The sequence below is a fragment of the Paenibacillus xylanexedens genome (genome assembly GCF_017874615.1).
In the GTDB taxonomy this organism is placed as follows: Bacteria; Bacillota; Bacilli; order Paenibacillales; family Paenibacillaceae; genus Paenibacillus; species Paenibacillus xylanexedens.
This window is the reverse complement of sequence record NZ_JAGIKV010000026.1, coordinates 88,580-101,940: the sequence shown is the minus strand read 5'-3', so window position 1 is coordinate 101,940 and position 13,361 is coordinate 88,580. Positions and strand designations below refer to the sequence as shown.

General features: G+C 45.7%; 8 protein-coding genes and 11 tRNA genes. 18 read left to right on the top strand and 1 reads right to left on the bottom strand.

Annotated elements, in window-relative coordinates; genetic code table 11:
• Nucleotides 1-150 precede the first annotated feature (150 nt).
• The 11 genes from J2Z28_RS26180 (at nucleotide 151) to J2Z28_RS26130 (ending at nucleotide 1,063) form a co-directional block, all read left to right on the top strand.
• A tRNA-Asn gene (locus J2Z28_RS26180) sits at nucleotides 151-226 on the top strand.
• A 3-nt stretch (nucleotides 227-229) separates the two neighbouring features.
• Nucleotides 230-302, top strand: a tRNA-Thr gene (locus J2Z28_RS26175).
• Between the two features lie 10 nt (nucleotides 303-312).
• Nucleotides 313-384, top strand: a tRNA-Glu gene (locus J2Z28_RS26170).
• A 7-nt stretch (nucleotides 385-391) separates the two neighbouring features.
• Nucleotides 392-467: transfer RNA gene (locus J2Z28_RS26165), tRNA-Val, on the top strand.
• A gap of 9 nt (nucleotides 468-476) precedes the next feature.
• A tRNA-Gln gene (locus tag J2Z28_RS26160) sits at nucleotides 477-551 on the top strand.
• Nucleotides 552-560: 9 nt separating this feature from the next.
• Nucleotides 561-636 (top strand) — tRNA-Lys (locus J2Z28_RS26155).
• 6 nt (nucleotides 637-642) lie between these two features.
• Nucleotides 643-723, top strand: a tRNA-Leu gene (locus J2Z28_RS26150).
• 10 nt (nucleotides 724-733) lie between these two features.
• Nucleotides 734-808, top strand: a tRNA-Gly gene (locus J2Z28_RS26145).
• A 7-nt stretch (nucleotides 809-815) separates the two neighbouring features.
• A tRNA-Arg gene (locus tag J2Z28_RS26140) sits at nucleotides 816-892 on the top strand.
• A gap of 15 nt (nucleotides 893-907) precedes the next feature.
• A tRNA-Pro gene (locus J2Z28_RS26135) sits at nucleotides 908-981 on the top strand.
• Nucleotides 982-992: 11 nt separating this feature from the next.
• Nucleotides 993-1,063, top strand: a tRNA-Gly gene (locus J2Z28_RS26130).
• 233 nt (nucleotides 1,064-1,296) lie between these two features.
• Here the strand turns inward: J2Z28_RS26130 and J2Z28_RS26125 are convergent.
• The gene (locus J2Z28_RS26125; protein ID WP_211085016.1) at nucleotides 1,297-1,632 is read right to left on the bottom strand and encodes a WGxxGxxG family protein; all 336 of its coding nucleotides are present in this window, start codon (nucleotides 1,630-1,632) and stop codon (nucleotides 1,297-1,299) included.
• 578 nt (nucleotides 1,633-2,210) lie between these two features.
• Between J2Z28_RS26125 and ppc the strand changes: the two genes are divergently transcribed.
• From ppc to glmS, 7 genes are all read left to right on the top strand, one after another.
• Nucleotides 2,211-5,003: a phosphoenolpyruvate carboxylase gene (gene ppc / locus J2Z28_RS26120; protein WP_211085014.1), complete on the top strand. Its 2,793-nt coding sequence runs from the start codon at nucleotides 2,211-2,213 to the stop codon at nucleotides 5,001-5,003.
• 261 nt (nucleotides 5,004-5,264) lie between these two features.
• Complete coding sequence (gene sigW, locus J2Z28_RS26115) at nucleotides 5,265-5,831, top strand: RNA polymerase sigma factor SigW (RefSeq protein ID WP_017692117.1); 567 nt, start codon at nucleotides 5,265-5,267, stop codon at nucleotides 5,829-5,831.
• Nucleotides 5,832-5,967: 136 nt separating this feature from the next.
• Nucleotides 5,968-6,582, top strand: coding sequence for a zf-HC2 domain-containing protein (locus tag J2Z28_RS26110; RefSeq protein ID WP_211085011.1), 615 nt, complete (start codon nucleotides 5,968-5,970; stop codon nucleotides 6,580-6,582).
• 315 nt (nucleotides 6,583-6,897) lie between these two features.
• On the top strand, nucleotides 6,898-7,734 hold the full coding sequence (gene cdaA, locus J2Z28_RS26105) for a diadenylate cyclase CdaA (RefSeq protein ID WP_017692119.1): 837 nt from the start codon (nucleotides 6,898-6,900) through the stop codon (nucleotides 7,732-7,734).
• Nucleotides 7,727-9,220, top strand: a complete 1,494-nt coding sequence (locus J2Z28_RS26100) for a CdaR family protein (protein WP_211085010.1) — start codon at nucleotides 7,727-7,729, stop codon at nucleotides 9,218-9,220. The genes cdaA and J2Z28_RS26100 overlap by 8 nt, the downstream gene beginning before the upstream one ends.
• 72 nt (nucleotides 9,221-9,292) lie before the next feature.
• Nucleotides 9,293-10,633, top strand: coding sequence for a phosphoglucosamine mutase (glmM, locus tag J2Z28_RS26095; RefSeq protein ID WP_211085008.1), 1,341 nt, complete (start codon nucleotides 9,293-9,295; stop codon nucleotides 10,631-10,633).
• Nucleotides 10,634-11,382: 749 nt separating this feature from the next.
• Nucleotides 11,383-13,215, top strand: coding sequence for a glutamine--fructose-6-phosphate transaminase (isomerizing) (glmS, locus tag J2Z28_RS26090; protein WP_036668148.1), 1,833 nt, complete (start codon nucleotides 11,383-11,385; stop codon nucleotides 13,213-13,215).
• Nucleotides 13,216-13,361 lie beyond the last annotated feature (146 nt).

Below are 13,361 nucleotides of genomic sequence, written 5' to 3'. Positions count from 1 at the left end.
GTTAAGCCCTCTAGCGCCGATGGTACTTGGACCGCAGGGTCCTGGGAGAGTAGGACGCCGCCAAGCGAACTCTTTCATCATACATAGAAAACAGGCTCTGCATGTGGACGTTGTACGATGAATTGCATTTGCCCTGCAAATGCATATTATTCCCTGATAGCTCAGTTGGTAGAGCACTCGACTGTTAATCGAGTTGTCACAGGTTCGAGCCCTGTTCGGGGAGCCATTTGCTCTCATAGCTCAGTAGGTAGAGTGCATCCATGGTAAGGATGAGGTCACCGGTTCGATCCCGGTTGAGAGCTTTGGAAATGGGGCCCGTTGGTCAAGGGGTTAAGACACCTCCCTTTCACGGAGGTAACAGGGGTTCGAATCCCCTACGGGTCATATAGTTGGAGGCTTAGCTCAGCTGGGAGAGCATCTGCCTTACAAGCAGAGGGTCGGGGGTTCGATCCCCTCAGCCTCCACCATATTTTTATTGGGGATTAGCCAAGCGGTAAGGCAACGGACTTTGACTCCGTCATGCATAGGTTCAAATCCTATATCCCCAGCCATTTTAGTATGAGTCATTAGCTCAGTTGGTAGAGCACCTGACTTTTAATCAGGGTGTCGAAGGTTCGAGCCCTTCATGACTCACCATCATATGCGCGTGTGGCGGAATTGGCAGACGCACTAGACTTAGGATCTAGCGTCTTTGACGTGGGGGTTCAAGTCCCTCCACGCGCATCCTTTATTTGCGGAAGTGGCTCAGCGGTAGAGCATCGCCTTGCCAAGGCGAGGGTCGCGGGTTCGATTCCCGTCTTCCGCTCCAATATTTTGCGCCCTTAGCTCAGCTGGATAGAGCGTTTGACTACGAATCAAAAGGCCGGGAGTTCGAATCTCTCAGGGCGCGCCATTATTTTTTTAGTATCGGGATGTAGCTCAGCTTGGTAGAGCACCTGGTTTGGGACCAGGGGGTCGCATGTTCAAATCGTGTCATCCCGATTTTTGTTTATGCGGGTGTAGTTCAATGGTAGAACTTTAGCCTTCCAAGCTAATAGCGTGGGTTCGATTCCCATCACCCGCTTACAGGATATAATGAAAGAGCCTTTGCAGATGCAGAGGTTTTTTTATTTTATTAACGTAAGAATTAGCAGGTAATTTATGTAATATTTTATATGAAGTACAATACAGGTTTATCTAAAAAAGAGCCAAGACCCCTTTACTATTGAAATAGGGAGGTCTTGGCTCTTCTGTTTATTTCTGTAGATGAGCTGCTTCTAAGACGGAGCAGCTATTGTAACGTGACGTGAGTACAATTTAACGTTCGTTGTGATCCGTGACTCTTTTACGCATGCCAGCTAAGCCTAGCAGCCCAAGCAAACCGAGCCATCCCCAACTCATGCCGTTGTCACGGTTGGTTGTTGTGGCGTTAGCACGAACACTGTTGGTACGATAGTCACCATTGTTGCGGTAGTTTCCATCCATATTCAGGTTGGTGTTTGTGCGATCCATGTAGTTGGTGTCCTGATAAGACCGGACACGTGAGCCGGTTGTATCCATTCCTTTGGTCATATGGCCATCAGCAGCAGCAGGGCCAGCCATCGCGGCTACCAGAAGCACAGAAGCAATAATTGTAGTGCCTTTCTTCATCATTTGGATTCCTCCTTATTGGTAAGAGCTATAGATTAATCTGCCCAAAAAGCTAAGAACATTATGTAGAAATGGTGTGTTAAGATATGCCTACGATTACAGTAGGTTAGGAACATACATAAGAAACTCCTATAATAAGCAGACTTGTAGTGGGAAGAAAATTATAATTACACCTTTAATTTATTGCGTCACTGTGGTAAAGTATACAAAAGCTTGCTTTGCCGGTCATGTTTCTTTGTATATCATCTGTTCTCAAACAATGAAATTATGCGGTTTAACCTTAATATCAGGTACATGGGATCATATTTAAAAGAACTGTATATTTATGAGTTTTTAAGAATAGGTATGAGACTTTTGATATATCTAAAGTACGTGAAAAAGGTATCATGCGACAGTATATGACCATTAATTGAAGCAGAACAAGAAAATGAATAAAAAAGCGTGTTTTTGTGCTGTAAATCGGGGATAATCCCCATTTTTTCTAGTAGAAAAATAAAGATTTTCGTACCATTTTATTGTATGATGTTATGAAGGTGTCAAATTTACGTGTACGAATGGAACGATCAGATGGGAGGATAAGCATGACTGAAACTATGGTAACCGCCAGCAAAAGCCAATCCAACAACCTGCTTCGGCGAGACGTGCGGTTCCTGGGCAATATACTCGGAGAAGTTCTTGTCCATCAAGGCGGCACGGAGCTTCTAGATATCGTTGAGAAGATTCGGGAAACGAGCAAATCGTTGCGTGCAGAATTTCTGCCAGAACTCTATGCAGAGTTCAAAACGATGATCCAGGAATTAGACTCGGACAATCGTCACCAGGTTATTCGGGCTTTCGCTATTTATTTTCAATTAGTTAATATTGCTGAACAAAACCATCGGATCCGGCGTAAACGGGATTATGAACGTTCTGCAGGGAACGCTGTGCAGCCAGGATCGATTGAGAAAGCAGTACAGGATCTTAAGGAACGTGGACTGTCTCATACAGAGGTGGAAGAGATTCTCGACGATTTGTCGTTGGAACTCGTTATGACAGCTCACCCAACCGAAGCCATGCGCCGGGTTATTCTGGACATCCATAAACGGATATCTGAAGATGTCATGCTTCTTGATAATCCTACGCTGACGTTGCGTGAACGTGAACAGTTGCGTGAGAAGCTGCTGAATGAGGTTATTACGCTCTGGCAGACAGATGAACTTCGCGACCGCAAACCGACTGTACTTGATGAAGTGCGGAACGGGATGTACTACTTTCATGAAACGTTGTTCCACGTACTTCCGGATGTATATCAGGAGCTGGAACGCTGCCTGAACAAATTTTATCCTGACCATGACTGGCATGTGCCGACGTATTTGCGGTTCGGTTCCTGGATTGGTGGAGACCGGGATGGAAATCCTTCGGTAACTTCAGATGTAACATGGCAGACACTGTTGATGCAACGCAAGCTCGCTTTGCGTGAATACCAACGGATTATGATTGAACTTATGGGCCATCTCAGCTTCAGCACAAACATTATTCATGTATCGGATGAGCTGGTGCAGTCGATTGAGCAGGATCGTAATTCTGTTACATTGAAAAAAGTGGATATCTGGCGGAATGAAAAAGAGCCATACCGCATCAAATTGGCCTATATGATTGCCAAGCTGAACAATGTACTGGATGAGAACAAATTAGGTCAACCTGACCGTTATCATAGCGCACAGGATTTAATTGATGAACTGATGATTATTGATCGAAGTCTGCGCCATCATTTTGCCGATTACGTAGCAGATACGACCATTCGCAAAATGATTCGTCAAGTTGAGTTGTTTGGTTTCCATACCGCAGCATTGGATGTGCGTCAGCACAGTAAGGAACATGAAAATGCGATGTCGGAGATTTTGGCGAAAATGAACATTGTAGAGGATTATGCACGTCTGACTGAAGACGGTAAAATCGATCTGCTTGCTCGTTTGCTGGATGATCCACGTCCGCTTACTTCTCCTTATCACCAATACACGGAGGGAACCAAAGAGTGTCTGGATGTCTTCCGTACCATTAAGCGTGCCCAGAACGAATTTGGGAACGGCTGTATCACAAGTTACCTGATCAGTATGACGCAGGGTGCAAGTGATTTGCTGGAGGTTATGGTATTTGCCAAGGAAGTGGGCTTATTCACCAAAGGACACAACGGTGACGTTGTATCTACTCTTCAAGCGGTTCCACTGTTTGAAACGATTGATGATCTACATGAGGCTTCAGACATTATGCAAAAGCTGTTCAACCTTCCTGTATACCGCGCAAGCGTAAAAGGACGGAATGAACTGCATGAAATCATGCTTGGTTATTCAGACAGTAACAAGGATGGCGGAGTGGTTACAGCCAACTGGGAACTGCGCGTAGCAATGAATGCCATCACGGCCGTAGGTAATGAACACGGCGTTAAGCTGAAGTTCTTCCATGGACGTGGCGGGGCTCTTGGACGTGGCGGCATGCCACTCAACCGCAGTATTCTTGCTCAACCACCACATACGATTGGTGGGGGCATCAAGATAACGGAGCAGGGAGAAGTTATTTCTTCCCGTTATTCCCTTCAGGGGATTGCATACCGCAGTCTGGAGCAAGCAACTTCGGCTTTGATTACAGCAGCACTCAATGGCCTTGAGCCGCAAGAGTCAGCATCCGAGCGCCATTGGGACAGCATCATCAAAGAGATTTCGCAAGTCTCTCTGACGAAATATCAGGATCTGATTTTCCGTGATCCAGACTTCTTCACCTTCTTCAAAGAATCAACGCCGCTTCCGGAGGTTGGTGAGCTGAATATTGGTTCCCGTCCATCCAAGCGTAAAAATAGCGATAAGTTTGAAGATCTGAGAGCGATCCCTTGGGTATTCGCCTGGACTCAAAGTCGATATCTGCTTCCGGCATGGTATGCGGCAGGAACAGGATTGCAAAGTTACTATCAGGATAAAGAGGAAAATCTGGTTGTCCTGAAAGAAATGTATGCAAGCTTCCCATTCTTCCGTACATTAATTGATACGGTACAGATGGCCGTAGCTAAGGCAGATCTGGTCATTGCCAAAGAATATTCAGCTATGACTTCGAACAAGGAAGCCCGTGATCGCATCTACGGTCAGATTGAAGCCGAATTCAAGCTCACAAAAGAGCTGATTCTGAAAATTACCGGAGAAGCTGAAATTCTGGATGATGTACCGGTTATTCAAGAATCCATTCGCCTTCGTAACCCTTATGTGGATCCGTTATCCTACATGCAGGTTCAACTTCTGAGCGAGCTCAGAGATATGCGTGAACGTGGTGAGGATGATACGGAACTGCTCAGAGAAGTGTTGCTGACAATCAATGGCATCGCTGCAGGACTGCGTAACACAGGTTGATGATTGAACTGCTGCATTTGAATAATTATATGTAACAAAGTACCCATTACTTTGTTAACTAAAAAGCTACATTCTCTGCTCTACGGAGTAAGAGATGAAACGGGACTCCTGCGGGAGTTCCCGTTTTTACTGTTTTTGGCGGATATTTGTCATACAGTCTTGATTTTTGACCAAAGTTGATTTACGATTTGATTGGTGAATTACAAGTGTGGACGGGTATCAGAAGACGGAAGACCCATCAGCATGTCTGGGGGAATAAGGGTGGACAATTTGGAGAACAGGCTTGTGAAACTGGTGCTCAAGGGCGACCAGAGAGCCTTTGCAGAAATCGTTGAACTATATAAGGACAAGCTATTTCATTTGGCATACCGGATGCTGAACAATCGTCATGAAGCTGAAGACGTTGTGCAGGAGACGTTTTTGCGTGTGTTTCGTAATATGGAGAAGTACGATCCGAACCAGAAGTTCTCAACCTGGATCTACCGGATCGCAACGAATCTGTGTATTGACCGACTGCGCAGGAAGAAACCTTCATACTCTTTGGATGCTGAACTGAATGACCAGGAAGGATCTGATGGTTATGCGATGCTCCCGAGTGATGATCGTACACCGGAGAGTGAAGCGCTCCTGTCAGAAACGCAGACACTCATTCGCGAGGCCATTGACAGTTTGCCAGCCAAGTATAAGTCCGTTATGATTCTGAGATATTTACAGGACTTGTCGCTACAGGAAATCAGTGATGTGACAGGTATGCCCGTAACAACGATCAAGACACGCGTTCATCGGGGCCGTGATTTTTTACGTAAAAAATTGGAGTATAAGCTATAAATGTTAAACGCCTTTAAATATGGGCGAAATTATTTGAAACATATCTGAAACGGATGCGTATGTAATGTATGCAAGTCTTATGCGTGCTTTCTAATGGCACATGGACTAAGTGATTTAAGAAAGGATTGGCTCTCATATGGATTGCAACTCGGCCGTCTCTTTAATGCATGAATGTTTGGATGAGTCGTTGTCCCCGGCCCAGAAGGTTGAACTGAAAAGTCACCTTGTGATCTGTCCGGATTGTCGCATGCGCTTTAAAGAGTTGGAACAGACGGAAATGCTACTCTTTGCCATGAAACACTATTCACCGTCTGCCTCTGATGAGCTGACCAATCGAATTATGAATGCTCTGCCCCAGCCCAAGAGACAGCAAGTATGGCTCAAATGGGTCAAAGGACATCCCGCGCTGACGGCGGCAGCCTTCTTTTTGGTCGTGATGCTCTTTAGCGCCTTGAATTTCTGGAATCAGAACAACGAAATGGTTGTTAAGGGAAATAATCTGGACCAGATCGTGATTCAGGGTAACACGGTTATTGTTCCTGAAGGTAAGTCAATTGCTGGCGATCTTACGATAGAAAATGGAACCGCACAAGTATATGGTGATGTGAACGGCAATCTGACGGTTATCGATGGACAACTGTTTCAGGCTTCAACGGCGCATATTTCAGGTCAGGTGAAAAGTATTGATCAGGCGCTGGACTGGTTCTGGTACAAAATAACCAATATGGTAAATGAATTGGCTTATCGCTAGAACAGGGTAAAATTCTTCAATGGTATATACCAAGCAGGGTACCTCCAGATTGCATGGGGTACTCTTTTTTTATACGCAAACTTTGTAATTCATGGTAAATGTGATGTTTATGTGCAGTTTGAGACTGCCGTAACTTGCAACCTGAACGTTAACGTTATAACCTAGATACTAAAGAGAACATACTACTACATATAGATAAGCATTTTGCACAAATCAAATAATGCAAAAATGCGGAGACAAAGGATTATATAAAATCCTAATGGGTTAATATGAGATCAGGGTTTACTCATCAATGGGGATAGCGGGGGCTGGCTTATGAATTATTTTGCTGACTTAACGTGGACAGAGTCCATTAAGGACGTTATCGATATATTGATCGTTACCTATATTATGTACAAACTGATTTTGCTTGTGCGGGGGACACGTGCGGTTCAGCTCCTAAAAGGGATTCTGTTCCTTGTGCTGATCTGGGCATTAAGTACGTGGCTAAACTTGTATACGCTCAAATGGTTAATGAACCAGATGTTTACGTTTGGTGTCGTTGCGGTCTTCATTATCTTTCAGCCGGAACTACGTCGTGGTTTGGAGCAATTGGGACGCGGTAAGCTGTTTGGACGTTCAGCGGCAGCGAGTGATGAAGAACTAACCGTGTTAATTGGTGAGATTATTAAGTCAGTTAATTATTTGTCACGGCGTAAAATTGGCGCTTTGGTCGTATTTGAACGTGAAACAGGTCTGAACGATTACACGGAATCGGGCATTAAGATGCACTCTCTGGTCAGCTCGGAGCTGATGATTAACATCTTTATTCCAAATACACCGCTCCATGATGGAGCCGTTATTATACAGGGAAAACAGATTTCGGCGGCAGCTTGTTATTTGCCATTATCAGAGAATCCTTTTATCAGTAAGGAATTGGGAACACGTCACCGTGCAGCAATCGGGATTACCGAAGTTGCAGATGCGATCTGTTTGGTTGTCTCCGAGGAGACAGGACAAGTGTCACTGGCAATGAATGGACAGGTCGTTCGTGATATCAAGGAAGAATCGCTGATTGCCAAACTGTATGAGGAGTTGCGCCCTACATCCAATCTGAAAAAGAATGGCTGGACAACCTTCTGGAAACGGAAGGGAGGACGTAACAATGGATAAGTGGTTTAACAATAATAACTTTGCCAAAATACTTGCGCTTGCGGTGAGCCTGCTGCTCTGGTTCATGATTCATCTGGATGAAGTACCAACCACGCCTACGATTACAACAGGCACAACCAACAAGGTTGTGGAACGTACGGTGCCTGTTCAACCTTATGGATTAGACAGCAACAGTTATGTGCTCACTTCATTAAGTACGGATGAGGTCCGGCTGGAGATCAAAGGACAGCGCTCGATGCTAACATCGATTTTTACGAATGACGATTACAAGGTACTGGTTGATCTGAGTCAGGTGAAAGATGGGTCCAATACACTGCCACTTGTACCTGATTTGCCTTCCGGGGTAGAAGTGGTCAGCATGGAACCTTCCATGGTTACGGTGAACGTAGAAAAATTGGGCACCAAATCCTTCAATGTGAATATTGTACCCGAAGGGGAACCATCCGCCGGATACAGCGCTGGAACGCCCGTAATTGAACCTTCGACGCCGGTTAAGGTAACTCTGCCCGAAGGACAACTCGAGGCTGTAGCGAAGGTCCAGGGCAGTGTGAGCGTGAAAGATGCCAAGGAAGATGTCATACAGAAAAAAGTGAAGCTTCAAGCCTACGATACTGAAGGCAAGGTCCTTGAAAATGCGATTATAACGCCTCAAACGGTTGAAGTCCGAGTTCCGGTCAATCAGCCCTATACATCTGTACCCTTAAGAATCAAATATTCGGGACAACTTCCGGAAGGCCTGGTACTCTCCACGGTAGAGCCAAACGTGAAAGAAGTCTCGGTTTATGGATCAGAGGATGCGCTTGCAGGTATACAGTCCTACGACCAAGTAACCCTTGATCTTACACAATTTGATCAGTCGGGTACATCGACAGTTAACGTAGACTTGACGCCGCCTTCCGGTTTTGAGAAAATCGAGCCTAGTTCGATTCAGATCAAGGTAACCATATCACCATTTGACGAGGCAGAGGAGACAACCAAAGTCTTTCCGAACGTCCCCATTACACTTACCGGTGCGGGGAATGGACTGGAAGGGACGCTGGTTACGCCTCGAAGCGGCGGTCTGAACCTCACACTTACAGGATCAGCAAGTATGCTTGAGGGTCTGAGTAGTGATGATCTTACGTTAACCGGGGATCTTGCTGGACTTGCGGTCGGAACGCATGAGATCAAGCTTGAAGCCGACCTGCCCCGTTATGCCAAACTGGATGAATCATCCACTGCATTGAGTGCGACGGTCAAAATTAGCGAAAAGGCTGAAGATACCACGACCACTCCTGGCGAAGAACCGACGGACGAGGGAACGGTAGCACCTGACCCAACACCAGCCGAGGTTGAAAATGGGGAAACAGAGCCTGTTCCTGATGATGAAGAAACGGAATCGAATACGGATACTCAGGATCAGGGTCAGCAGGGGAGCACAAGCAGTCGAGGTAATTTAAATAATAATAACAGCGGTACTGGCAGTAAAAGTGGCGCGAATCCGTAAACGTTCTAATTTTAAAATTCTCAAAAAATAATAATAGTGCTCGTATATGATGCGAATAGAAGGAGTTAAATCATGGGGAAATATTTTGGTACAGACGGTGTAAGAGGGGTTGCCAATAAAGAGTTAACGGCAGAGCTGGCTTACAGCATTGGACGTTGTGGTGGTTACGTGCTTGCAGGTGGTGTGGAAAGACCAAAAGTGGTTATCGGCATGGATACTCGTATCTCGGGATTGATGTTGGAATCCGCACTGGTTGCAGGTCTGTTGTCCATTGGCGCTGATGTGATCCGTCTGGGCGTGGTATCCACTCCGGGAGTGGCGTATATTGCACGTTTGTTGAAAGCTGACGCGGGCGTGATGATCTCGGCTTCCCACAATCCGGTTGAGGATAACGGAATCAAGTTCTTTGGTGGAGATGGCTTCAAGCTGTCGGATGAAACAGAGAACCGGATTGAAGAACTGATGGATGCGGAGACAGATCAATTGCCACGGCCAGTTGGTGGCGGGCTGGGTACTGTAACGACAGATGAAGAATCCCGTTATCGTTACCTTGATTTCCTGAAAACGACTGTAAATGAATCGTTCTCTGGACTTAAAATTGTTTTGGACTGTGCAAACGGAGCAGCTTATGAGCTGGCACCGAAATTGTTCAGTGAACTAGGTGCAGAAGTCATTGCCATTGGCGCTGAGCCTAACGGCCTGAATATTAATGAGCAATGTGGATCAACTCATCCAGAGAACCTGAAACAAGAAGTGCTCAAACATGGAGCGGATCTGGGTCTTGCTTTTGATGGGGATGCGGATCGTCTGATTGCTATTGATGAGACTGGCGCTGAGGTGGATGGAGACTTCATTCTGTGTATCTGCGGTGATGCGATGAATCGTGCAGGTAAGTTGAAGGACAGTACTGTTGTATCGACCGTTATGAGTAACATCGGATTCTACAAAGCAACGGAGAAACTTGCACTGAAAACAGCTAAAACGGCAGTAGGTGACCGTTATGTGATGGAGGAAATGCGTCGCGGTGGTTACAACTTGGGTGGAGAGCAATCTGGCCATGTTATTTTCCTGGATTACAATACAACTGGAGACGGTATGCTGACTGCGATTCAACTCGTGGATACGCTCAAGGCTTCTGGTAAAAAACTGAGTGAACTCAAAGCGCTAATGACCCAGTACCCACAAGTATTGGTGAATGTGCGTGTTGAAGATAAGAGCAAATACGAGGGCAATGCTGCAATCGAGCAAGCTATCGCTACAGTAGAACAGCAACTCGGCGATAATGGACGTGTACTCGTTCGTGCTTCAGGTACTGAATCTCTGATCCGTGTTATGGCGGAAGGACCAGATAAAGACGAACTTGAACAATTTGTGTCTCAAATCGCAGATGTAGTGCAAAAAGAACTGGTATAGGACTGGAAGATGTAAGAAATACCTTCTGCATACGGTTTTCTTAAGGGAATTGTTGTGTAGAACGGGGCTTAATATAACATGATTTAGGACTTATGCATGGATATTCCTGCGTCCCGGCTTGATGAGACCATAGGTCCGTTTATCCGGTCGGGATTGTAGGTAAATATGCTAAAATTGTCACAGGTACTTTGCTCCATTGCAAAATGGACCTGACGTGCATATAATGAGTGGAGTCGTCATTCAGACACAGAAAGTGAGGAACGTAAGGTTACAGTTACACAAGCGCCAGAGCTTGGAGTTGCGCGGGATGATGTTGATCAGGATTTCTTCTAAGTTGAAGAACGGCTGATTAAGATCAACGGCAATCAAGCTGACGAGGTGGAGGTGTTCGGATTGTTCGGCGGGGACCTCCCGGTGAAGCACCAGAGCCGTAAACCGGATTGCGGAAAATGGATAGGTGACTGTCCACACAACGCGCCGGTGCAGGTGCAAGAGTTAAACTAAAATTCAAATGAATGTGCGTGAAGAGCGTAAACAGTACGCGGACGGGAAAATGATGTACATTCATGATTGCATTCATTACAGCTTATGATGGCAGCGGGGCGACACGAGGTCGCTCTGATCATTGATAATTGAATAAGTACCAAGTATTCATGAAACGCTAGGCAATCACTCATTTTTCCGATGTGCCGCCTCTGCCTGTTTCTCTTCGTGATACAGTATTCATATACAAACGGAGGAAATAAATTATGTGCGGTATTGTTGGATATATTGGTAATAAGAACACTCAGTCGGTATTGGTCGAAGGATTGAAGAAACTTGAGTATCGTGGTTATGATTCTGCAGGTATCGCGGTATTCACACCGGAAGGTCTGCAAATCACGAAAGCTCTTGGTCGTCTTGCGAACCTTGAAGCCAAGCTGGATGGTGCACCACTTGTAGGTAATGCCGGAATCGGACACACACGTTGGGCAACTCATGGTAAACCATCGGATGAGAACTCTCATCCACACACGGATGGAAGCCAGAAGTTCTCTGTTGTGCATAACGGTATTATTGAGAACTACCTGGATCTGAAGGACGAATTGATGGCTCAAGGTCACACGTTCACTTCCGAGACAGATACTGAGGTTATCTCTCACCTGATCGCACGTGAATACAATGGTGATATCGTCAAAACAGTACAAAAAGTGATCACGTTGTTGCGTGGTGCATTTGCACTGGGTGTATTGACAGAGCATGAGCCTGAGAAACTCGTAGCTGTGCGTCAAGCAAGCCCATTGATTATTGGTATTGGTGAAGGCGAGAACTTCATTGGTTCCGACATCCCGGCAATTCTGGAACATACACGTAACGTGTACATTCTGAATGATGGCGAAATGGCTGTATTGACACATGATGCTGTCGAATTGATGACGATTGAAGGCAACTTTATTTCTCGGGAAATGATTCGTGTCGATTGGGATGCTGTAACCGCAGAAAAAGGCGGATTCGAGCACTTCATGCTGAAAGAAATTCATGAGCAACCAAAAGCATATCGTGATACTATGCTGGGTCGCATCGATAATGAAGGCAAAAAAGTTCAACTTCCTGAGTTGAAAATGACTGAAGAACAAATCAAAAATATCCGTAACGTTCAAATCATTGCATGTGGTACAGCGTACCATGCAGGTCTGGTTGGACGTACAGTGATTGAGCAATTGGTACGTATTCCGGTTGAAACAGATGTGGCTTCCGAGTACCGTTACCGTTCCCCAATCGTGCACAAAGATACACTTGTAATCGTAGTGAGCCAATCCGGTGAAACTGCCGATACGCTTGCTGCATTGCGTGAAGCACAATCCAATGGTGCACATGTACTGGCAATCACAAACGTAGTGGGCAGCTCCATTGCACGTGATGCAGATGATGTTATCGCAACATTGGCAGGTCCTGAAATTGCAGTAGCTTCTACCAAAGCGTATACTTCACAGTTGATCGCGTTCAACTTGCTTGGTCTGTACCTTGCACAAGTTCGTGGTACTCAATCTGCAGAAGAGATTGAACACACGCTGGCAGCAATGCAAGCATTGCCTGAGCAAGTGGAATCCATGTTAGAGCAAGCGGAAGCAATCAAAGGATATGCAGAGCAAATCTCCAAACATGAACATCTCTTCTTCATTGGCCGTGGTCTTGACTATGCAGTAGCTCAAGAAGGATCTTTGAAGCTGAAAGAGATCTCTTATATTCACTCCGAGGCGTATGCTGCGGGTGAGTTGAAACACGGCACGCTTGCATTGATCGAAGACGGTATCCCTGTTATTGCCCTGGCAACGCAGGAGAACGTACTTGAGAAAACAGTGAGCAACATTAAGGAAGTAAAAGCACGTGGTGCAGATGTATTGGCAATTACGTACGAAGAGCACGTAGCACCATTGCTGAAATCCGTAGACCAAGCGTTTGCGATTCCTAAGACGCTGCCACTGCTTAGCCCTGCTTTGTCTGTAGTTGCGCTGCAATTGCTGGCCTACTATGCTTCCCTGGCACTGGGTCATGATGTGGATAAACCACGTAACCTTGCGAAAAGTGTAACGGTTGAGTAAGGTAAGGAATTCAGTAAACTAATAAAGTATGGACAAAATAATGGTCCTGATGACTCTAAGTCATCAGGACTTTTTTGATGTTTCAGGAGGGTGGTTCTGAATATTAGAACCACCTTATTTGTGTTTTTGCATGGTAGATTGCGGTC

Coding starts and splice junctions, on each gene's coding strand:
- J2Z28_RS26125 (WP_211085016.1), bottom strand. CDS start 1,632: ATGATGAAGAAAGGCACTACAATTATTGCTTCTGTGCTTCTGGTAGCC.
- ppc (WP_211085014.1), top strand. CDS start 2,211: ATGACTGAAACTATGGTAACCGCCAGCAAAAGCCAATCCAACAACCTG.
- J2Z28_RS26110 (WP_211085011.1), top strand. CDS start 5,968: ATGGATTGCAACTCGGCCGTCTCTTTAATGCATGAATGTTTGGATGAG.
- cdaA (WP_017692119.1), top strand. CDS start 6,898: ATGAATTATTTTGCTGACTTAACGTGGACAGAGTCCATTAAGGACGTT.
- J2Z28_RS26100 (WP_211085010.1), top strand. CDS start 7,727: ATGGATAAGTGGTTTAACAATAATAACTTTGCCAAAATACTTGCGCTT.
- glmM (WP_211085008.1), top strand. CDS start 9,293: ATGGGGAAATATTTTGGTACAGACGGTGTAAGAGGGGTTGCCAATAAA.
- glmS (WP_036668148.1), top strand. CDS start 11,383: ATGTGCGGTATTGTTGGATATATTGGTAATAAGAACACTCAGTCGGTA.